16 protein-coding genes and 1 pseudogene are annotated in these 21240 nt (G+C 72.8%); 12 read left to right on the forward strand and 5 right to left on the reverse strand.

The genetic code is table 11. The annotated features are described in order from the left end of the window. Positions 1-245: 245 nt before the first annotated feature. Complete coding sequence (locus VMF51_RS07875) at positions 246-1871, forward strand: ABC transporter substrate-binding protein (RefSeq protein ID WP_325473864.1); 1626 nt, start codon at positions 246-248, stop codon at positions 1869-1871. A gap of 76 nt (positions 1872-1947) precedes the next feature. Here the strand turns inward: VMF51_RS07875 and VMF51_RS07880 are convergent, their stop codons facing one another. Genes VMF51_RS07880 through VMF51_RS07890 form a run of 3 tightly spaced genes read right to left on the reverse strand, consistent with a single transcriptional unit; the run spans position 1948 to position 5960 of the window. Then, the gene (locus tag VMF51_RS07880; RefSeq protein WP_325473865.1) at positions 1948-3561 is read right to left on the reverse strand and encodes an NAD(P)/FAD-dependent oxidoreductase; all 1614 of its coding nucleotides are present in this window, start codon (positions 3559-3561) and stop codon (positions 1948-1950) included. Beyond that, entirely contained in the window at positions 3558-4511 is a 954-nt protein-coding gene (locus VMF51_RS07885; RefSeq protein ID WP_325473866.1) for an alpha/beta hydrolase, read from the reverse strand. The genes VMF51_RS07880 and VMF51_RS07885 overlap by 4 nt, the downstream gene beginning before the upstream one ends. A gap of 30 nt (positions 4512-4541) precedes the next feature. Continuing rightward, the gene (locus VMF51_RS07890) at positions 4542-5960 is read right to left on the reverse strand and encodes an aldehyde dehydrogenase family protein (RefSeq protein ID WP_325473867.1); all 1419 of its coding nucleotides are present in this window, start codon (positions 5958-5960) and stop codon (positions 4542-4544) included. Between the two features lie 159 nt (positions 5961-6119). On the opposite strand from VMF51_RS07890, the gene VMF51_RS07895 reads away from it, so the two are divergent. The 7 genes from VMF51_RS07895 (at position 6120) to VMF51_RS07925 (ending at position 14955) form a co-directional block, all read left to right on the forward strand. Next, positions 6120-7274: a Zn-dependent alcohol dehydrogenase gene (locus tag VMF51_RS07895; protein ID WP_325473868.1), complete on the forward strand. Its 1155-nt coding sequence runs from the start codon at positions 6120-6122 to the stop codon at positions 7272-7274. A gap of 120 nt (positions 7275-7394) precedes the next feature. After that, positions 7395-9005, forward strand: a complete 1611-nt coding sequence (locus VMF51_RS07900; RefSeq protein ID WP_325473869.1) for an ABC transporter substrate-binding protein — start codon at positions 7395-7397, stop codon at positions 9003-9005. Then, a complete protein-coding gene (locus VMF51_RS07905) occupies positions 9002-10045 on the forward strand; it encodes an ABC transporter permease (RefSeq protein WP_325473870.1) in 1044 nt (347 codons plus the stop codon). The genes VMF51_RS07900 and VMF51_RS07905 overlap by 4 nt, the downstream gene beginning before the upstream one ends. Further along, complete coding sequence (locus tag VMF51_RS07910) at positions 10038-11129, forward strand: ABC transporter permease (RefSeq protein ID WP_325473871.1); 1092 nt, start codon at positions 10038-10040, stop codon at positions 11127-11129. The genes VMF51_RS07905 and VMF51_RS07910 overlap by 8 nt, the downstream gene beginning before the upstream one ends. Before the next feature lie 9 nt (positions 11130-11138). Continuing rightward, a complete protein-coding gene (locus VMF51_RS07915) occupies positions 11139-12206 on the forward strand; it encodes an ABC transporter ATP-binding protein (RefSeq protein ID WP_325473872.1) in 1068 nt (355 codons plus the stop codon). Next, positions 12206-13240 (forward strand): ABC transporter ATP-binding protein, encoded by a 1035-nt coding sequence (locus VMF51_RS07920; protein WP_325473873.1) that lies wholly within the window; start codon positions 12206-12208, stop codon positions 13238-13240. Before VMF51_RS07915 ends, VMF51_RS07920 begins: the two co-directional genes overlap by 1 nt. Continuing rightward, a complete protein-coding gene (locus tag VMF51_RS07925; protein WP_325473874.1) occupies positions 13237-14955 on the forward strand; it encodes an AMP-binding protein in 1719 nt (572 codons plus the stop codon). The genes VMF51_RS07920 and VMF51_RS07925 overlap by 4 nt, the downstream gene beginning before the upstream one ends. Positions 14956-15082: 127 nt before the next feature. Here VMF51_RS07925 and VMF51_RS07930 read toward each other — a convergent pair whose 3' ends face one another. After that, positions 15083-15727, reverse strand: a complete 645-nt coding sequence (locus VMF51_RS07930) for a PadR family transcriptional regulator (RefSeq protein ID WP_325473875.1) — start codon at positions 15725-15727, stop codon at positions 15083-15085. A gap of 137 nt (positions 15728-15864) precedes the next feature. Here VMF51_RS07930 and VMF51_RS07935 point away from each other — a divergent pair, with 137 nt between their 5' ends. The 4 genes from VMF51_RS07935 (at position 15865) to VMF51_RS07950 (ending at position 20703) form a co-directional block, all read left to right on the forward strand. Continuing rightward, positions 15865-17346: a class I adenylate-forming enzyme family protein gene (locus VMF51_RS07935; protein WP_325473876.1), complete on the forward strand. Its 1482-nt coding sequence runs from the start codon at positions 15865-15867 to the stop codon at positions 17344-17346. Then, positions 17340-18170 (forward strand): SDR family oxidoreductase, encoded by an 831-nt coding sequence (locus VMF51_RS07940; protein ID WP_325473877.1) that lies wholly within the window; start codon positions 17340-17342, stop codon positions 18168-18170. Before VMF51_RS07935 ends, VMF51_RS07940 begins: the two co-directional genes overlap by 7 nt. Positions 18171-18247: 77 nt before the next feature. Continuing rightward, positions 18248-19891, forward strand: a complete 1644-nt coding sequence (locus tag VMF51_RS07945) for an acyl-CoA synthetase (protein ID WP_325473878.1) — start codon at positions 18248-18250, stop codon at positions 19889-19891. Then, the gene (locus VMF51_RS07950) at positions 19888-20703 is read left to right on the forward strand and encodes an enoyl-CoA hydratase (protein WP_325473879.1); all 816 of its coding nucleotides are present in this window, start codon (positions 19888-19890) and stop codon (positions 20701-20703) included. Before VMF51_RS07945 ends, VMF51_RS07950 begins: the two co-directional genes overlap by 4 nt. A gap of 50 nt (positions 20704-20753) precedes the next feature. Here the strand turns inward: VMF51_RS07950 and VMF51_RS07955 are convergent. After that, positions 20754-21240 (reverse strand): annotated as a pseudogene (locus VMF51_RS07955) (2-oxoacid:ferredoxin oxidoreductase subunit beta); the annotation flags it as partial.

Genomic DNA, 21240 nt, shown 5'->3' on the forward strand with positions numbered 1-21240 from the left:
AGCGTGGGACATGAAGGTCTCCTTCGGTGCGGAGCGGTTTCTTAGACAGCTCCACTCCACACCGGGGAGGCCTTCACCCATCTACAAGTCAGACCGTGTCGTCACACGATCTCGACCAACGTGCCTGGTCATCACACCTAGTCGTCAATATCGAGTCGCAACATGCTTCCCCGGAGTATTCCTAACCGATATAGTCCGCGAGGTGCCGCCCCTGCCGAACGGGGCCGCTCGACCAGGAGGATGCGATGAAGCGACGCAGGATCGTGCTGCGGCCCGCGGCGGCGCTGGTGGTGGCGTTCGCGCTGCTCGCCGGCTGCGGCGGAAACGACGACTCGGGCGGGGGAGGTGGCGGCGGCGACGCCGAGACCAGCGGGGAGTTCGAGTACACCGAGGGCATGGTGGGCGCCCAGGACGACGGCGGCGAGCCGAAGGCCGGTGGTCAGCTCAGCTACGCGATGTACTCCGAGCCCCGCAGTCTCGACCCGGCCGTCTCCATCGCCGCGGTGACGACGGGCGGCACCGAGATGGCCGCCATCTTCGACGTGCTGCTGCGCTACGACACCGAGACGCAGGAGTTCGTCCCGCAACTCGCCGAGTCCGTGGAGGCCAACGGTGACAACACCGAGTGGACCCTGACCCTGCGCGACGGCGTGACCTTCTCCGACGGCACACCGCTCGACGCGGCGGCGGTCGTGGCGAGCCAGGAGCGGTACGCCGCGGCGCCCGCGCCGGAGGCCGCCCTGTGGAACGCGAACGTGACCAAGGTCGAGGCCACCGACGACAAGACCGTCGTCTACACGCTGAACAAGCCCTGGACGATGTTCCCGGCGATGCTCGCCTCCGGCCCCGGCATGATCGTGGCCGAGGCCGCCGGTGCGGTCGGTGACGGCTTCAAGCCCGTCGGTGCCGGCCCGTTCATCCTGGTGCACCAGCGCGCCGGCGAGGAGGTCTTGCTCGAGGCCAACGAGGACTACTGGAACGGCCGGGCCAACCTCGACGAACTGCGCTTCGTCTACCTCAACGAGCAGACCACCATCCAGGACTCCTTCGCCAACGGCAGCGTCGACATGGCGTTCTTCCGGGACCCCGACGTCGTCGACGAGGTGCTCGAGGAGGGCCACTCCGGCTACTCCAACCTCGTCGCGGTGAGTGACACGACCCTGATCAACGGCACCGAGGGCCGCCCGGGTGCGGACATCCGCGTGCGCAAGGCGATCCAGATGGCGATCGCGCCCGACATGGTGCGTCAGCGCGTGTACGACGGGCACGGCATGGCCAGCACCCTGATCTTCCCGGAGTACTCCCGCTGGCACTCCGACGGGATGACGGGCATCGACCCCGACCCCGAGGGCGCGAAGAAGCTGCTCGAGGAGGCCAAGGCCGACGGGTACGACGGCACGATCACCTACCTCGACTCCAACACCTCGGCGGCCCGCGACACCGGTCAGGTCGTCAAGGCGGCGCTCGAGGCGGTCGGGTTCTCGGTCGAGCTGGAGATGGTGCCGACGGTCACCGACCTGATCAACAAGCTGGCGGTCGAGCGCGACTACGACCTCGCCGGCTGGGGCATCAACTACCGCGAGGGCGACCCGTTCTCGAAGCTGTACGCCTCGCTGCACAGCACCGGCAAGCAGACCTACGGCATGCCCACCAGCCCGGAGATGGACGCCGCGCTGGAGGAGTTCCAGGGCGCGGCCGACGAGGACGCCCAGCGGGCGGCGATCGTCAAGGTCCAGGAGGCGTGGAACGAGAGCGTGCCTTACCTCGCCTGGATGCCGATGGCCGAACTGAGCGCGTGGAGCGACGAGGTCCACGGCGTCAAGGGCGCCGCGAACTCGATGACGCTCTTCGACGAGGCCTGGATCGGCTGATCCGCGCCTGACCCACAGCGAACCGCCCGGCGGACCGATCAGGTCCGCCGGGCGGTTTCGCGTTCCGGAGTGCGCGTCAGGCGATGACGAACCCCCGGTAGCCCTCGCGGGCGACCTGGTCGCAGTGGGCGCGGTAGTTGCCGACCCCGCCGATGTAGGGCAGGAACACCCGCGGCTTGCCCGGGACGTTGGCGCCCATGTACCAGGAGTCGGTGCGCGGGTAGAGCGTCGCGTTGCCGGCGACCTGGACGTGCTCGGTCCACTCCTTCTCGGCCTGGTCGTCGGCCTCGACCAGGGCGGCACCGCGCTCGCGCAGGTGGCCCAGCAGGTCGGCGACCCACTCGACGTGCTGCTCGATGGACACGACCGCGTTGCTCAGGGCCGAGGGGCTGCCCGGCCCGGTGAGCGTGAACAGGTTCGGGAAGCCGGAGACGCCGATCCCGAGGTAGCTGCGCGGCCCGTCGGCCCAGGTCTCGCGCAGCGTCCGGCCCTCGCGGCCCCGGATGTCGATGCCCAGCAGCGGACCGGTCATCGCGTCGTACCCGGTCGCGTAGACGAGGTCGTCGAGCTCGTGCTCGACGCCGTCGACGACCACGCCGCGGGCGGTGATCCGCTCGATCGGCGTGCGCCGCAGGTTCACCAGCGTCACGTCGTCGCGGTTGAACGTCGCGTAGTAGTCGGTGTCCAGGCACGGGCGCTTGGTGCCGTACGCGTAGCCCTGCGGCATCAGGTCCGCCGCGACCTGCGGGTCGTGGACGATCTCGGCGATCCGCTGCCGCACGAACTCCGCCGCGGTGTGGTTGGACTCCTCGTTGCGGACCAGGTCGTTGTAGGCCTGCAGGATGCCGGTGAGCGTGCCCTCGTCCCAGCGCTCGCGGTACTTCGCCTCCCGCTCGGCCGCCGGCACCTCCAGGGCGCTCTGCGTGGGCGGCTCGAGGAGGATGCCGTACGACGAGCCGCGCAGCTCCTCCTTCATCGCCGCGTGGTCCTCGCGCACCCGGGCGACCTTCGCCGGGTCCGGCGCCCCGTTCTTCGCCGGGAGGCTGAAGTTCGGCGTGCGCTGGAAGACCGTGAGGTGCTCCGCCTGCTCGGCGACCAGCGGGATCAGCTGGATGCCGGACGAGCCGGTCCCGATCACGCCGACCCGGCGCCCGGTGAAGTCCACGGGCTCGTGCGGCCACGCGCCCGTGTGGTACGTCGGCCCGGCGAAGTCGTCGCGGCCCTCGATCTGCGGCAGGTTCGTGCTGGAGAGCAGCCCGACGGCGAGCACGACGTACGCCGCCGTGAGCCGCTCGCCGCCGTCCGTGGTGACCGTCCAGCGGCCGGCCGTCTCGTCGAGGTGCGCCGAGAGCACCCGGGTGTCGAGCGTGATGTCGCGCCGCAGGTCGAAACGGTCGGCGACGTGCTGGAGGTAGGCGAGGATCTCGGGCTGGGCGGCGTACCGCTCGGACCACTCCCACTCGCGGGCCAGGTCGGCGTCGAAGCTGTAGGAGTAGAAGACGCTCTCGATGTCGCAGCGGGCGCCGGGGTAGCGGTTCCAGAACCAGGTGCCGCCCACGTCGGAGCCCGCCTCGACCACGCGGACGGACATCCCCTGCCCGCGCAGCCGGTGCAGCGCGTAGAGGCCGGCGAAGCCGGCGCCCACGACGACCACGTCGACGTCGGCGGGACGGGGATCGGTCGTGCTCATGCAGGCTCCTCGGTGGGGTGGGCCGGGGCGCCGGCGAGGTGCCGGTCGACCTCGGCGGCGACGTGGTCCAGGGCCTCGGCCGTGGCCGGCAGCAGGCCGACCATGGTGAAGAACCCGTGCATCTGGCCCGGGAAGCGACGGCAGCTCACCGGTACGCCGGCGGCGCGCAGCGCCTCGGCGTACGCCTCGCCCTCGTCGCGCAGCACGTCGTGCTCGGCCGTCAGCACGACGGCGGGCGGCAGCCCGCCCAGGTCGGCGGCGCGGATCGGCGAGACGTCGGGGTGGTCGCGGTGCTCCTCGGCGACGTAGTGGTCCCAGAACCAGCGCAGCGTGTCCCGGTTGAGGGCGAGCTGGTTGGCCGGGTCGGTGTACGACGCGGTGTCGAAGTCGTGGTCGACGACCGGGTAGACCAGCACCTGCAGCGCGATCTCCGGCCCGCCGCCGTCGCGGGCGTGCCGGGCCACGACGGTCGCGAGGTTGGCGCCGGCGCTGTCGCCGGCGACCACGAGCGGGGCGCCGGGGCCGGCCAGGTCGCCGCGGCGGTCGGAGACCCAGGTGAGCAGGTCCCAGGCGTCGTCGACGGCGGCCGGCCAGGGGCTCTCCGGGGCGAGCCGGTAGCCGCCGAGCACGACGGTGCACCCGGTGCGGTGGGCGAGCTCGCGGCCGAGCGTCTCGTGCTCGGCGGGGGAGCCGACCACCCATCCGCCCCCGTGCAGGTAGAGCAGTACGCCGCGCGGCGACGCCGGCGCGATCACCCGTGCCGGCAGCGGGCCGGACCGGGTCGGCACCGTGACGTCCTCGGCGCGGGCCGGCTCCGGGCCGGGCGGGTAGAGGCCGGCGAGACCGGCCATCCGGGCGCGGGCCTCGGCGGGGGAGACCTCGTGCATCGGTGGTCCGCCGGCGGCGGCGAGCTGTCGGAGCAGGGTGGTGGTGGCGGCGTCGAGCGCCATGGATCCTCCGGAGTGTGGGACGGGCGCGGGTCAGCCGCGCGGCGGGGGCTGGATCGACTTGACCTCGAGGAACTCCTCGAGGCCGAAGCGGCCGTACTCCCGGCCGAGGCCGGACTGCTTGTAGCCGCCGAACGGCGCGAGCCGGTTGCCGTTGATGCCGTTGACGTGGACGGTGCCGGACCTGATCCGGCGGGCGAGCGCGACGGCCCGGTCGGCGTCGGCCGCGAAGACCCCGGCCGAAAGGCCGTAGTCGGTCGCGTTCGCGAGCCGGACGGCGTCGTCGTCGCCGCGGTGCGTCTGGATCGCGAGCACCGGCCCGAAGACCTCCTCGCGACCGATCGCCATCTCCGGGGTGACCCGGCCGAACACGACCGGCGCGAGGTGGAACCCGCGCTCCGGCCTCTCCGGGGCGGCGTCGCCGTGGACGACCTCGGCACCCTCATCGAGGGCGCGCGCGAGGTGGCCGGCCACCCGGTCCCACTGCACCGCGGACGCCAGCGGCCCGAGGTTCTCCCCGGGCACGAACGCCGCGGCGGTCTCGCTCGCCAGGGCGACCGCGTCGTCGTACCGCTCCTCGGGGACGACGAGCCGGGTCCAGGCGGCGCAGGTCTGGCCGGTGTTCATCAGGCCGAAGCCGACGCTGGTGCGCACGGCGCTCGCGAACGCCTCGTCGTCGAGGTCGTCGAGCAGGACGCTCGGGGACTTCCCGCCGAGCTCCAGGGCCACCCGCTTCACGGTGCCGGCGGCCTCGCGCTGGATGGAGCGTCCGACCGCCGTGGAGCCGGTGAACGACACCATGTCGACGTCCGGGTGCCGGGCGAGGGCCGACCCGACCACGTCGCCGCGACCCGGGAGCAGCTGCAGCCGACCGGGTGGCACCCCGGCGTCGCGCGCCGCCTCGACGAGCAGGTACGCCGTCAGCGGGGTCGTCTCGGCGGGCTTGAGCACCACGGAGCACCCGGCCGCGAGAGCCGCGCCGACCTTCGCCAGCGCCTGGTGCAGCGGGAAGTTCCACGGCGTGATCGCCGCGACGACACCGACCGGCTCGCGCGCGATCGTCGAGTCGCCCAGGGTCTCGTCGAAGGCGTAGCCCTCCAGCACGTCGACGGTGGTGGCGAGCGTCGCCAGCGCCATGCCGACCTGGACCTGGCGGGCGAAGGTGGCGGGGGAGCCCATCTCGGCCGACATCGTGTCGGCGAAGACCTCGGTGCACTCGGCGATCCGGTCGTGCAGCGCCCGCAGCGCGGCCACCCGCTCGGCGACCGGCCACGCCGGGCCGTCGTCCGCGACGCGCCGGGCGCCCGCGACCGCGCGGTCCACGTCCGCGGCGTCCGCGAGGCGGACGACGGCGTGCGCCTCGCCCGAGCGCGGATCGATCAGCTCCAGGCGCTCCTCGCCGTGCGGCTCGACCCACTCGCCGTCGACGTGGATCCGGTCCCTGGTCTCCATCGTGTGCCCCCTTGACCCACTGGATGTATTAGGTTGAAGTATTCCTAGATGACATATTGCGACATGGCAAGGGTGCGACGCCGCTCCCCGCCTGAGGAGGGGGAGAACCGGGATGAAGGTCAGCCTGGAGGAGTACGTCGAGACCGAGGCGGTGCAGCTGTGACGACCTACCCGACCACCGACGCCTTCGCGCCCGCGGCCACGCCCGGCGCGACCCGGACCCGGGTCCGGGCCGCGGTGCTGAGCGCGGCGCCCGGTCACCTGGAGGTCCAGGAGCTCGACCTCGACGACTGGCTGGCTCCCGACGAGGTGCGCGTCCGGGTCGAGGCCTGCGGGCTGTGCCACTCGGACCTGCACATGATCGACGGCGACCTGCCGACGGCGATGCCGACGGTGCCCGGCCACGAGATCGCCGGCACCGTCGAGGCCGTCGGGACCGCGGTCTCCGACCTGGCGGTCGGCGACCGTGTGGTCGCCTGCCTGTCGATGTTCTGCGGCCACTGCGCCGAGTGCCGGGCCGGGCGGACCTTCCTCTGCGACCGGCGCAACGACCTGGGCCGGGCCGAGCGCCCGGCGCCGCGGCTGGTGCGCGACGGTCAGCCGGTGCACCAGGTCGCCGGCCTCGGCGGGCTGATCGAGCGGACCGTCCTGCACCGCAACTCGCTGGTGCGGGTGCCGGCCGACGTACCGGTCGACCGGGCGGCCCTGCTCGGCTGCGCGGTCCTCACCGGCGTCGGCTCCGCGCTCAACGGCGCCGGGGTACGACCGGGGGACAGCGTCGCGGTGATCGGCTGCGGCGGCGTCGGCCTCAACGTCGTGCAGGGCGCCCGGCTGGCCGGCGCCACGCGCATCGTGGCCATCGACCTCGGTGCCGAGAAGCTCGAGCTCGCCCGGCGGTTCGGTGCCACCGACGTCCTCGACGCCGGAGCGGGCGACCCGGTGGCGGCGGTCCAGGCGCTCACCGGCGGCGTCGACCACGCCTTCGACGTCGTGGGGCGCCAGGCCACGGTGGCGCAGGCCGTCGGCATGATCCGGGCGGGCCGGACGGCGTACGTCCTCGGCATCCCGCCCGTCGGTGAGCAGGTGGTGCTGTCCGGGCTGCCGCTGGTCACCGCCGCCAAGGGCGTGCGCGGGCTGCTGATGGGCGCCAACCACTTCCCGCGCGACATCCCGATGCTCGCCGACCTCTACCGACAGGGCCGCCTGGAGCTGGACGCACTGGTCTCCGGGCTGCTCCCGCTCGAGGAGGCCGACAGCGGGTTCGCGCAGATGCGGAACGGCCGGGCGGCCCGCGTCGTGGTGACCCCGACGTGAGCCCCGCGCCGCCCCGGTTTCGCTGAACAAGACCTCGCCGGACAACCGGCCCCACCGACTGTTTGGCTCGCACGCGCCGGACTCCCAGCCGTGCCTTCCGCCCCGAGAGGAACCCCATCGATGCTGCACACCCGCCTCGTTCGTCCCACCCTGGCCACCGCCGCCGTGCTCGCGCTCGCGGCCGGCTGCGGCGGGTCCGGCGGTGACGACGACACCGACAGGCCTCGCGCCGGGGCGGCCGCGAGCTACGAGACCGGGCTGGTCAACATCCCCGAGGCGGGCGAGCCCGTCGACGGCGGGACGCTGACGTTCGCGGCGTTCTCGGAGCCCGCCCTCCTCGACCCGGCCGAGACCATCGTCGCCGGCTCCACGGGCGGCCTGGAGATGGCGGCGATCTACGACGTCCTGCTCCGCTGGGACAGCGCGACCAACGAGGTCGTGCCGCAGCTCGCGGAGTCGATCTCCGCCAACGCCGACGCCACCGAGTGGACGCTCACCCTCCGGGAGGGCGTCACCTTCTCCGACGGCACCCCGCTCGACGCGGCCGCCGTGAAGTGGAGCCTGGAGCGGTACGTCGAGAAGGGCGCCGACGAGGCGATGCTCTGGTCCAGCAACGTCACCGGGGTGGCGACCCCCGACGAGCGCACCGTGGTCTTCACGCTCGCGGGCCCGTGGACCAGCTTCGACTACATGCTGACCACCGGCCCCGGGATGATCGTCGCGCAGGCCTCCGACGCGGGCGACGCGTTCACCCCCGTCGGCGCCGGCGCGTTCACCCTGGCCGAGCAGCGGCCCCAGGAGGAGATCGTGCTCGCGGCCAACCCGGACTACTGGGACGGCCGCCCCCACCTCGACGAGGTGCGCGTGAAGTTCCTCAACGACCCGACCGCCTCGCTGGACTCGCTGGAGTCCGACGCCGTCGACGCGGCGTTCCTGCGCGACGCCGACCTGGTCGACGAGCTGGTCGAGGCGAAGAGTCCCGGCTTCCTCAACCTGGTCTCGCTCGGCAACGTCGCGGTCATCAACGCGGCCGAGGGCCGGCCCGGCGCCGACCCGCGGGTCCGCCAGGCCATGCACCACGCGATCGACCCGAAGCTGGTCGCCCAGCGCGCCTTCGACGGAGCCGGGATCGCCAGCAACGCGGTGTTCCCCGAGCCCTCGCAGTGGGCGAGCGACGTCGCGCCGCTGCCCACCGACCCCGAGCGCGCCAAGGAGCTGCTCGAGGAGGCCAAGGCCGACGGCTTCGACGGGAAGATCACCTACCTCGACGCCTCGGACCCGGCTTCCCGGGCGACCGCGCTCGCGGTGCAGGCGTCGCTGGAGGCGGTCGGCTTCGAGGTCGAGACCGACCTGGTCCGCGACGTCCAGAGCCAGATCGCCAAGGTCGCGGTCGAGCAGGACTACGACGTCGCCGGCTGGGGGATCAGCTGGCGCGAGGCCGGGCCGTACGGCCGGATGTTCGCCACCCTGCACAGCGAGGGCAACCTCTCGGTCGGCATGCACACCGGACCGGAGATGGACGCCCTCTTCGACGAGTTCCGCGAGGCCGCCGGCCAGGAGGAGCAGCGTGACGTGATGGCGCGCATCCAGGAGCAGTGGAACGTCGACGTCCCCGCCCTGGTCTACGGCCCCACCACCGAGCTCCTCGCCTGGGACGACGACGTGCACGGCGTCGTCGACTCCACCAACACCCTGGTCCTGCTCGACGACGCGTGGGTGGCCGGGTCATGAGCACCACGGTCCAGGCCGGCTCCTCGCCGCCCCCGTCGGCACCGCCCGCGGCACCGGCGCGCCGGCGCCGCCGTCGGGGAGGTGGCCGCCTCCGCGGCCTCCTGGTCCGGCTCGCCGAGCTGGTGGCCGTCCTGCTGGTCGTCAGCTTCGGCACCTTCGCGCTGGTCTCGCTGATGGACACCGACCCCGCCGTGACCATCCTCGGCGAGGGTCACGAGCCGGAGGAGTACGCCCAGGTCCGCGAGGACCTCGGTCTCAACGACCCGCTGCTGGTGCGGTACGCCGACTGGCTCGGGTCGGCGCTCCAGGGAGACCTCGGCACGTCGGTGGTGCCGCCGTACCACGACGTGGCCGACCGGATCGCCGCCGCGCTGCCGGTCAGCGTCGAGCTGGCCGTGCTCGGCATGGCGATGGCCCTGCTGTTCAGCATCCCGCTGGCGATGTGGTCGGCGTACCACGCCGGCGGCCGGGTGGACCGGATCGTCAGCGCCGGCACGTTCGGCGTGCTGTCGGTCCCGAGCTTCCTCGCCGGTCTGCTGGTGATCATGGTGTTCGCCAACGGGCTGGGCTGGTTCCCGCGGGCCGAGTGGTCCCGGCTGTCCGAGGGTGTCCCCGACAACCTGTACCACGCGTTCCTGCCGGCGCTGACGATCGCGCTCGCCGAGACCGCGATGTTCACGAGGATCCTGCGCAACGACCTGATCACCACGCTCCAGGAGGACTTCATCCTGGCCGCCAAGGCGAAGGGGATGGGCACCGTCCACGTCCTGGTGAGCGACGCCCTGCGCCCCTCGTCGTTCTCGATGATCACCCTGATGGGCATCAGCCTGGGCCGGCTGATCGGCAGCACGGTGATCGTGGAGTACCTCTTCGCACTCCCCGGGATGGGCACGCTGGTCATCGGCGCCGCCAACACCGGCGACTACGTCACGGTGCAGGGCGCGGTGCTGCTGATCGCGGTCATCTACGTCGTGACCAACGCCCTGATCGATCTCTCCTACGGCTACCTGGACCCCCGGGTCAGGAGGTCCCATGTCTGAGCGCACCATGTCGCCCGTCGAGCTCCCCGCCGAGCCGGCCGCCGCCGTACCGCCCGTCGGCGAGCCGGGCCAGGCTCCGACCTCGCGCCCGCGGCCCTGGCGCGGGCTGCTGCTGACCGTCGCCGGCGTCGTCGCGCTGGTCGCCGTCGTCGTCGGCCTCCGGGAGACCGGCTGGACCCAGGCGGGCGCCGCCCTGGCCGCGTTCGTGCTCCTCTACCTCGGCCTGGCCGAGCTCGGCCGGCACCGGTTCGGCGCGTCCTTCGACCTCACCCTGTGGCTGTGCGTCGTCTGGCTGGTGCTGCTGGTCGGCTCGGCGATCGCCGCGCCCCTGCTGCCGCTGGGCGAGCACGAGGACATCGCCACGACGATGATGGACCCGGCCATGGCGCGTCCGGACCTGACCAGCGAGTTCCCGCTCGGGACCAACAACTTCGGGCTCGACCTGCTCTCCCGGGTCGTGTACGGCGCCCGCGCGTCGCTGGTCGTCTCGATCGGGGCCGTGCTCATCGGCATGGTCGTGGGCGGAACCGTCGGCATCCTGGCGGGCTACTTCCGCCGGAGCACCGACCGCGTCGTCGGCATCTTCACCAACTCGCTGCTGGCCGTGCCGCCGCTGATCCTGCTCATCGCGCTGGCCACGGTCCTGGAGCCCACCCTGCGCAACATCGCCTTCGCGCTCTCCCTGCTCGCGCTGCCGAGCATGATCCGGATGGCGCGGGCCAGCACGATGGCCTTCGCCCAGCGCGAGTTCGTGCTGGCCGGCAAGGCGATGGGCGCCTCCAGCTCCCGGATCATGTTCCGCGAGCTGCTGCCCAACGTGCTGCTGCCGCTGGCGTCGTACGGCATGGTCATCGTCTCGGTGCTGATCGTCGCGGAGGCCTCGCTGAGCTTCCTCGGACTCGGCATCCAGGCACCGGCGCCGTCCTGGGGCAACATGATCGCCGAGGGCGAGGGCCGGGTGTTCGAGGAGCACCCGCACATCGTCCTGGTCCCCGGCACCGTGCTGTTCCTGACCGTGTTCGCCTTCAACGCGCTCGGCGAGAAGGCGCGCAAGCGCTTCGACCCGCGCTCGGCGAAGCTCTAGGAGGACCCGATGACCGACACCTCCCTCCGCCTCGAGGAGCGCCCGGCCGCGCCGGCCGCCCCGCTGCTCGTGGTCGACGGCCTGCGCACGGTGATCAGCACGGCCCGCGGCGAGCTGAACGCCGTCGACGGCGTCTCGCTCACCCTGGCCCCCGGCGAGGCCCTCGGCATCGTCGGCGAGTCGGGCTCCGGCAAGTCCGTGCTCGGCCGGACGATCATGGGGCTGCACACCAGCGGACCCGGCATGACCGTCACCGGCTCGGTGCACTTCGACGGGCGCGACATCCAGCGGCTGCCCGCCCGGGGCCTGCGCGAGCTGTGGGGCGCCTCGATCGGGATGGTCTTCCAGGACCCGATGACCGCGCTGAACCCGGTCAAGAAGATCGGCACCCACCTCACCGAGACCCTGCGCAAGCACCGCGGGCTGGACCGCGCCCAGGCGCGCGCCCGGGCGCTGGAGCTGCTGGCGCTGGTCGGGATCCCGGACCCCGCGCGGCGCATCGACCAGTACCCGCACGAGATGTCGGGCGGCATGCGCCAGCGCGTCGTCATCGCGATGGCGCTGGCCAACGAGCCGAAGCTGCTGATCGCCGACGAGCCGACCACCGCCCTCGACGTGACCGTGCAGCGCCAGATCCTGGACCTGCTGGACCGGCTGCGCAGCGAGCTGGGGATGGCGCTGATCCTGATCAGCCACAACCTCGGCGTCGTCGCGGGCCGCACCGACCGGGTCGCGGTGATGTACGCCGGCCGCGTCGTCGAGACCGCGGACTCGCGCTCGCTCTTCGACCGCCCGCACCACCCGTACACCGAGGCCCTGCTGGCCGCGATCCCGCGCCTGGAGGAGGCTCCGCACCTGCGCCTGGAGGCCATCGACGGCTCGCCGCCGGACATGGTCCGCCCGCCCTCCGGGTGCCGGTTCGCCCCGCGCTGCCGCTACGCGCGCGAGGACTGCCTCCAGGTGGTGCCCGACCTGCGGCCCGCCGACGACGCGCCGCTCGATCCGGCGGGCGTCGTACCTCCGGGCCGGCACCTGCACGCCTGCTACCACCCCGTCGACCGATCTGGAGAGAGCTGATGGCCGGATCCGGCAGCATCCACCTGCGACCGCCCGAGGAGCGGGTGCTGAGCGTCGACGACCTCGTCGTGGAGTTCCCGGCGAAGGGCGGGCACACGGTGCACGCCGTGTCGGGGATCAGCTTCGACCTGGTCGACGGCGAGACCCTCGGCATCCTGGGGGAGTCCGGCTGCGGCAAGTCCAGCGCGGGGCGTGCGGTCATGCAGCTGCCGCCGCCCACCAGCGGTGAGGTGCGGCTGGGCGGCGACGCCCTGACCTCCAGCTCCGGCAACCAGCTGCGCAAGCGCCGCGCGCGGATGCAGATGATCTTCCAGGACCCGGTATCCTCGCTGAACCCGCGTCGCAAGGTGAAGGACCTGGTCGCCGAGGGGCCGCGCATCTGGGGCCGCAAGGTCGACGACGCGCAGATCCGCGAGGTGCTCTCAGCGGTCGGGCTCGACCCGGACGTGGTCTGGGACCGCCGCCCGCACGAGCTCTCCGGCGGCCAGTGCCAGCGGGTGTGCATCGCCCGCGCGCTGATGCTCGACCCGCAGGTGCTGATCTGCGACGAGCCGGTGTCGAGCCTCGACGTGTCGGTGCAGGCGCAGATCCTCAACCTGCTGGAGGAGACCAAGCAGCGCTACCGGCTCAGCATGGTCTTCATCGCCCACGACCTCGCGGTCGTGAAGAACATCAGCGACCGGATCATGGTGATGTACCTCGGCAAGGTCTGCGAGATCATCCCCTCCGGCAGCCTCGCGCTGCAGGCCCGCCACCCTTACACCCAGCTGCTGCTCGACTCGGTGCCGGAGGCGCACCTGCCGGGCGCGACCACCGACGCCGAGGGGGTGGCCGAGCAGACCCGCTCGGCCGAGCTGCCCTCGCCGCTCGACCCGCCCAGCGGGTGCCGTTTCCGCACCCGGTGCCCGCTCGCCACCGAGCTGTGCGCCGCGCAGGAGCCGCAGCTGCAGGAGGCCGGACCGGGGCACTACCTCGCCTGCCACCACGCCGACCTCGCCGCCATCCTCGGGACCCAGGAGACCCTCGCCTCGTGACCAGCACCAGCACCAGCACCGCACCCCAGCCCACCCCCGCCGGGGACGCGCCCGCGACCCTCGCCGGCATCGTCCGGACCCGGGTGGGCGACACGAAGATCGGCCTGCGCACCGCGGACCGGGAGTGGACCTGGGACGAGGTGGTCCAGGAGAGCGCCACCCGCGCCGCGGCCCTGGCCGACCTCGCGCCCCGGCCCGAGAGCCGACAGCTGCATGTCGGGGTGCTCCTCGACAACGTGCCGGACTTCGTCTTCTGGATCGGGGCCTGCGGTCTCGCCGGCGCGGTCGTCGTCGGCATCAACTCCAGCCGCAGCGGACCCGAGATCGCCCAGGACGTCCGGCACGCCGACGTCGACGTCATCGTCACCGAGCCGCGGTGGGCGCACCTCGTCCGCGGCCAGGACCACGGCGTCCCGGCCGAGCGGATCCTCGAGATCGAGACGGCGGCGTACGACGGGCTGCTGGCCGCGCACCGCGGCGCGGCGCTGCCGTCGGCCGAGCCCACCCCGGAGGACATCGCGCTGCTGCTGTTCAGCAGCGGCTCGACCGGCACGCCGAAGGCGGTCGTCGTCGGTCAGGGGCGGTTGGCCCGGCTGACCGCGACCGTCACCGGGCGGATCGAGCTCGACCGCGACTCGGTGACCTACCTGTGCATGCCGCTGTTCCACGGCAACGCCGTGATGATGAACCTCGTCCCGGCGATGGCCACCGGCGCCACCGTCGGCCTCGCGCGCAAGTTCTCGGCCAGCGGGTTCAGCGAGGACGTGCACCGCTTCGGCGCGACGTACGTCAACTACGTCGGCCGCGCGCTGTCGTACGTGCTGAGCCGCCCGGAGGATCCGCGGGACCGGACCAGCACCCTGCGCCTGGCGTACGGGACCGAGGCTTCCGAGGCCGACATCGCCCGCTTCTCCGACCGGTTCGGCTGCCGGGTCCAGGAGGGGTACGGCCTCAGCGAGGGCGTCTTCCGCATCAACCGGACCCCGGACACCCCGCCGGGCTCGCTCGGCAAGCCCGCCGGCGACGCCGACGTCCGGGTGCTCGACGAGGAGACCGGCGAGGAGTGCCCGCGCGCCGTACTCGACGCGTCCGGGCGGCTGCTCAACCCCGAGGCGGTCGGCCAGCTCGTGGCGGTCGGCCTGGCCCACACCTTCGAGGGCTACTACAAGAACCCGAGCGCGATGGCCGACCGGGTCCGCGGTGACGACTTCTGGTCCGGCGACCTCGCCTACCGCGACGCCGACGGCTGGTTCTGGTTCGCCGGCCGCTCCTCGGACTGGCTGCGGGTCGACTCCGAGAACTTCGCCGCCGCGCAGGTCGAGCGCGTCATCCAGCGCTGCCCCGGCATCGCGTCGGCACCCGTCTTCGCCGTCGCCGACCCGGTCACCGGCGACCGGGTGATGTGCGTGGTCGAGCTGGAGGCGGGCCGGACCTTCGACGCCGTCGAGTTCGGCGCGTTCCTGGCCGAGCAGGCGGACATGGGCGCGAAGTGGTGGCCGTCCTTCGTGCGGGTCGTCGACGCCATCCCGCTCACCGGCTCCGGCAAGGTCAGCAAGGCCCCGCTGCGCCGTACCGCCTGGCGCACCGCGGACCCGGTCTACGTCCGCGTCGGCCGCACGTCCGAGTACGTCGCCCTCGACGAGGCCGCTCGCGCCGCCCTCGAGGCGGAGTTCCTGGAGCACGGCCGGGCCGCGCACCTGCCCGCGGAGGAGTAGGCGGGAGCGGTTGCAGGCTCATCACGGTATGCAGACGAGCCTGCGGTTGCCATGGTGGGTACGCCGTGGCAACCGCGAACTCGTCTACATACCGTGATGAAGCCGAGCCTTCCGAGACTCTCGCCGATCAGGCCTTGTGCGAGCGCAGCTCCTCCGACGACCGTCGCTCGGAGGTCTTTCGCGAGGCCGAGCGCTTCCGCTTGGCGAACGCCTCGTCGAGCTCGGCGAGCATCTGGTCGGCGCGATCGCGCTCGTCGGCGTAGTAGCGCTCCGACCAGCGCAGGACCATCTCCGGGAACGCCCACCCGGGCTCGCGGCGCGCGCCCTCGGCGTCGACCTCCGCGCGGACCCGCATCTTCTCGCTCTGCTCCTTGTGCTCCTCGAGCTTGGCGCGCAGCAGCTCCGGGTCGCTGGCGTGGCCGAGCCACATCCGCAGCATCACGCCGTGCTTGAGGACGACGGGCTCGACCGGCGCCTCCGCTGCCCAGCGGGCCACGGCGCGCTCGCCCTCGGGCGTGATCTGGTAGAGCCGCTTGCCGCGGACGTCGTCCTTGTTGACCACCCGGGAGGTGGCGAAGCCGAACTCCTCGAGCTTGCGCAGCTCGCCGTAGATCTGGCTGTACGACGGGGACCAGTAGAAGAACCGCAGGCTCCAGTCGGCCCACTTCTTCAGGTCGTAGCCGGAGAGCTCCTCGCCGAACGAGAGCAGGCCCAGGACGGCCCAGCTGGTCGGGCGCAGGTCGGGCAGGGCATCCGGAGCGTCGCTGGTCATGCCTCAGCGTAACCGCGAACATGCCCTAGGTATGTTCCTGCTCGGAACATTCCGAAGGTGATCTCGGTCGCGCCGACCCGATTTCGCAGGGTGGGAACTCGTGGCAGTGCCCCGGGTGCCTTTGTTTTGATGCGGACATGGTGGAGGAGCAGGGCATCCAGACCCTGGGGGAGCTGTGCGGGCTCCGCGCCCGCACGCACGGCGACCGTCCGGCGGTCCGCGACGACGCCGCGACCCTCACCTACGCCGAGCTGGCCGCGCGCGCCCGCGCCGTCGCCCGGCTGCTCCGCGAGCGAGGCGTCGTGGCGGGGGACCGGGTCGTCGTCCAGGGTCCGAACCGCGTGACCTGGATCAGCGCGGCGTTCGGCGTGCTGATGGCGGGCGCGACCGTCGTACCCCTCGGCCACCGGGCGCCCGACGCCGAGCGCCGACGGCTGCTCGACCAGCTCGAGCCGTGCCTGGTCCTGCAGGACGAGTCGCTCGATCCGCTGCCGGGCGCAGTGTCCTTCGCGGAGCTCGAGGACCTGCCCCCGGAGCCCGAGCAGCGCCACCCGGAGTGGGGCGACGCGGCGACCGCGGCGCTGGTGCTGTCGAGCTCCGGGACCTCGGGCACGGTCAAGGCGGTGCCGATGACCCACCGGCAGCTGCTCCGGGTGTACGACGACGTCCGGCTCGCGCTCGACGCGACCGCCGACGACGTGTGGCTCGCGACGGTGCCGCTGACCCACTCCTTCGGCTTCAACGGGATCCTGCTGGTCGCGCTGCTGGCCGGTGCGACCGTGCGCCTGCTGCCCGACTACGACCCGGCCCGGCTGACCCGGCTGCTGCGCGAGGAGCGGATCACCGTGCTCGCCGGTCCGCCCACGATCTACCACGACCTGGCCGGCCTCGGCGTCCGGGCGCCGGCCCCGCACACCCGTCTCGGGATCGTCGGCAGCACCGAGGTGTCCGCTCCGGACATGACGCGGCTCGCCGAGCGGCTCGGCATCCCGCGGATCGTCGCCGGCTACGGCATGACCGAGACCTGCGGGACCGTGGCGCTCGGCGACCTGCCGACGGTGCCGCCGGGTCCGCTGCCGTGGATGGTGCCGCTGCCGGGCACCGAGGTACGCATCTGCGACGAGCTCGAGCGCCCCGTCCCCCCGGGAGCGCGCGGCCGGGTCCAGGTGCGCGGCCACCACGTCTGCCGGCCGTACGCCGACGCTCCGGACCTGCGTCCCGGCGGCTGGTTCGACACCGGGGACGTGGGCGAGCTGGACGCCGCGGGCCGGCTGGCCGTCGCCGGACGGGCCAACGACACGATCATCGTCTCCGGGTTCAACGTCGACCCACGCGAGGTCGAGGCCGTGCTGCGCGAGCACCCTCGGGTCGAGGAGGCCGCCGTCATCGGGGTGCGTGACGCTCGTTCGGGTCAGCGGATCCTGGCCTGCGTGGTCGCGCGGGGCGCCGCGCCCGCGGCTGCCGACCTGGCCGAGCACGCCCGCGCGCGGCTCGCGCCGTACAAGGTGCCGGGCCAGGTCGTCGTGCTCGACGACCTGCCGCGGACGCGCACGGGCAAGCTGTCGCGAGCCGCCCTGCGGCTGATGGTCGAGGAGGGACCGGTGAGCAGCACGTGCTGACCCGACGTACCGCACTGGTCACGGGCGCGAGCCGTGGCATCGGCCGCCAGACCGCGCTGGCCCTCGCCCGCGCCGGCTTCGACGTGGCGTTCACCGCGCGCACCCTCCGCGAGGGCGAGGGGACCGCCCCGCCCCGGACGCAGCGGGAGGGCGACCGCGCGATCCCGGTCCCCGGCAGCCTGGAGCGCACCGCCGCCGAGGTCGAGGAGTACGGCGTCCGCGCGCTGCCCGTCCCGATGGACCTCACCGACCTCTCGAGCGTCCGCGCCGCGGCCCGCACGGTCCTCGACGCCTGGGGTCGGGTCGACGTCCTGGTCAACAACGCGGTGCTGCACCTCCCGCACGCCCGGGTCCTGGAGCTCGAGCTCGACACCCTCGCCCGCAGCCTGGAGGCCAACGTCCTGCACCAGCTCGCCCTGGTGCAGGAGGTGCTGCCGCACATGGTCGAGAACGGCGGCGGCACCATCGTCGACCTCTGGTCCGGCTCGATCGTCAACGACCCGCCCGCGCCGCCGGGCGAGGGCGGCTGGGGCCTGAACTACTCGGCCGCCAAGGCGGCATTCGGCCGGATCGCCGGGGCCGTCAACGCCGAGTACGCCGGCGCGGGCGTGCGCGCGTTCAACGTCGATCCCGGCTTCGTGGTCACCGAGGCCGCGACCGCCCGCGGCGGCACCGAGCAGATCGCCGCCCACGGCGTACCCACCGTCGCCGACGACGCCGCCGGCCGCGCCATCGTCTGGCTGGCCACCGACCCCGACGCCCATCGCCTCCTCGGGAGGACGGTCCGCGCCGCACGCCTGGTGACCGACCTGAACCTCATCTGACCCCCAGGCGGGGATGAGGGGTCCCGCAGGGTGGGAACGCGGGTGACCGGGGTCACAGGCGCGTCCAGGGTGTCGGCATGGCCCTCCACATCGCAGACCTGGTCGAGCACGCCGTGGACGCGGTGCCCGACCGCACGGCGCTCGTCATGGGCGAGACCCGGATGACGTACGCCGAGCTCGAGGCGCGCGCGAACGCGTTCGCCCACCACCTGCAGGCCACCGGCGTACGCACCGGCGACCGGGTCGGCCTGCTGGCGCGCAACGTCCCGGAGCACGTGGTCGCGATGCTGGCGGTGTTCAAGGTGCGCGGGACGCCCATCAACCTCAACTACCGCTACGTCGAGGCCGAGCTCGACCACGTCCTCGGCGACGCGGGTGTCACGGCGCTCGTCCACGAGCGCCAGTACTCCGGCGCGCTCGGCGACCTCGTCGCGCGGCACGGCATCGGGTCGGTGACGGTCATCGAGGACGGCTCGACCGAGGAGCCGGCCCACCCCGTCACCACCTGGGCCGACGCGCTCGCCGGCCGTTCCGAGGAGCGCGACTTCGGTCCGCGCAGTGCCGACGACGTCTTCATCGTCTACACCGGCGGGACCACCGGCTATCCCAAGGGCGTGATGTGGCGCCACGAGGACGTCTGGCGGACGCTCGGCGGCGGCATCGACTTCGTCACCTACGAGCCCATCGAGGAGCACGACCAGTCCCGCGCCGCCCTGACGACCGACCCGTTCGTCGCGGTCCAGCTCGGCCCGATCATGCACGCCAACGGTCAGTGGGGGATGCTGCTGCGCCTCTTCGGCGGCAACACGCTGGTGATGTTCCCGAGCTTCGACCCGCCCCAGATCTGGCGCGCGGTCGAGGCGGAGCGCGCGCACGGGATCTCCGTCATCGGCGACGCCATGGCCCGGCCGCTGATCGAGGAGTACGAGCGCGAGCTCGCCGCCGGCACGCCGTACGACGCCCGCTCGCTGCGGACCGTCAACAGCGCCGCGGCGATCTTCTCCGCCGAGGTCAAGGGGCGCTGGCTCGACGCCTTCCCCGAGGTGATGCTCACCGACATCATCGGCGCCTCGGAGACGGGGTTCACCGGCAACGGCCGGATCGACCGCGACAACCTGGCCGACAAGGGCAGCGTCGTGCGGATCGGTCCCCAGACCGTGGTCCTCGACGATGACGACCGGGTGATGGACCCCGACAGCGAGATCGGCGCCGTCGGGCGGATGGCGCGCCGCGGCAGCATCCCGATCGGCTACCTCAACGACCCGGAGAAGACCGCGCGGACCTTCGTGACCGTCGAGGGCGAGCGGTACGCCGTCCCCGGGGACTGGGTGCAGATCGAGCCCGGCCGCCGGCTGACCCTGCTCGGCCGCGGCTCCAACTGCATCAACACGGGCGGCGAGAAGGTCTACCCCGAGGAGGTCGAGGTGGCGCTGAAGTCCCACCCCGCGGTCTTCGACGCCCTCGTCCTCGGCCTCCCCGACCCGCGCTACGGCCAGCAGGTGGCGGCGCTGCTCGAACCGCGTCCCGGCGTCGACCTGGACGTCGACGACGTGCAGCGGCACCTGCGCACCCGCATCTCGGGCTACAAGGTGCCGCGGACCGTCCGGGTCGTGGGCTCGGTGCCCCGGCACGTCACCGGCAAGGCGGACTACCGGAGCGCGCGGGAGCTGATCGACCAGCCCGCGGGGATCGCCCCGTCCGCGGCGGGAGGTGCCCGATGACCGACTTCGTGCTGGTCGACCGGCCCGACCCCGGCGTCGCCGTCGTCACCCTGAACCGGCCGGAGCGGATGAACGCGATGGCCTTCGACGTGATGGTCCCGTTCCGGGACACGCTGGTCGACCTCGGCCACGACAACTCGCTCCGCGCGATCGTGCTCACCGGCGCCGGGCGCGGCTTCTGCTCCGGCGCCGATCAGGAGTCGGCCGGCCGGCCGCCCCACGTCGACGGGCTGACGCGGCCGACGTACGCCCTGCGCTCGCTGGAGATGCTGGAGGACGTCGTCCTCACCATCCGGAGGCTGCACCAGCCGGTGATCGCCGCGGTGAACGGCGCCGCGATCGGCGGCGGGCTCTGCCTGGCCCTCGCCTGCGACATCCGGGTGGCGTCCGCGGACGCGTACTTCCGGGCCGCCGGCATCAACAACGGCCTGACCGCCAGCGAGCTCGGGCTCAGCTACCTGCTGCCCCGTGCGGTGGGCGCCTCGCACGCCGCCGACATCATGCTCACCGGGCGCGACGTCGGCGCCGAGGAGGCGCAGCGGATCGGCCTGGTCTCCCGGCTCGCGGACCCGGTGGTGGACGCCGCGGTCGAGATCGGCCGCGGCATCGGACGTTTCTCGCAGCCCGGCATCGAGCTCACCAAGCGCTCGCTGCAGGCCGGTATCGCCGCCTCCTCGCTGTCCGACCACATGACCTCGGAGGGGATCGGCCAGCTCTACCTGCGCCTGCTGACCGACAACTTCGAGGAGGCCACCCGCGCCCGCCGCGAGGGCCGCCCCGCGGTCTTCCGCGACACCCGCGACCCGGGCTGACACGCCGACCCGGCGCGAGTTCGCGCCGGGTCGGCGTGGTGTTGGGTGGGTCAGACGACGGTCCAGGTGTCGCCGCTGTTGATGAGGTTGGTGAGTCGTTCGGTGGGGGTGCCGGGGGTGGCGTCGGTGGCGGTGGTGACTTGGGCGCGGGCTTGGTCGTCGTAGGTGGGGCGGGCGACTTGGCGGAAGATGCCGATGGGGGTCTGGTTGAGGTAGCCCATCTCGGTGAGTCGGCTGATCGCGAACGCCTGGGAGGGGTCGGGGTTGTGGGCGTCGTGGACGAGCAGTGAGTCGGCGGGTACGTCGGCGGTGTCGATGATCTTGACGCCGCCGGTGCGGCTGTCGCGGATCAGTCCCTTGGTGCCGGCGGAGAAGGTGATGGGTTCGCCGTGGACGAGGGGGATGATCGCGTCGGCCTTGGTGTCGTTGTTCTTGATGGCGTCGAAGGCGCCGTCGTTGAAGATGGGGCAGTTCTGGTAGATCTCGACCAGGCTGGTGCCGCGGTGGGCGGCGGCGGCGGAGAGCACGGCGGTGAGG

The organism is Nocardioides sp. (genome assembly GCF_035503875.1).
In the GTDB taxonomy this organism is placed as follows: domain Bacteria; phylum Actinomycetota; class Actinomycetes; order Propionibacteriales; family Nocardioidaceae; genus Nocardioides.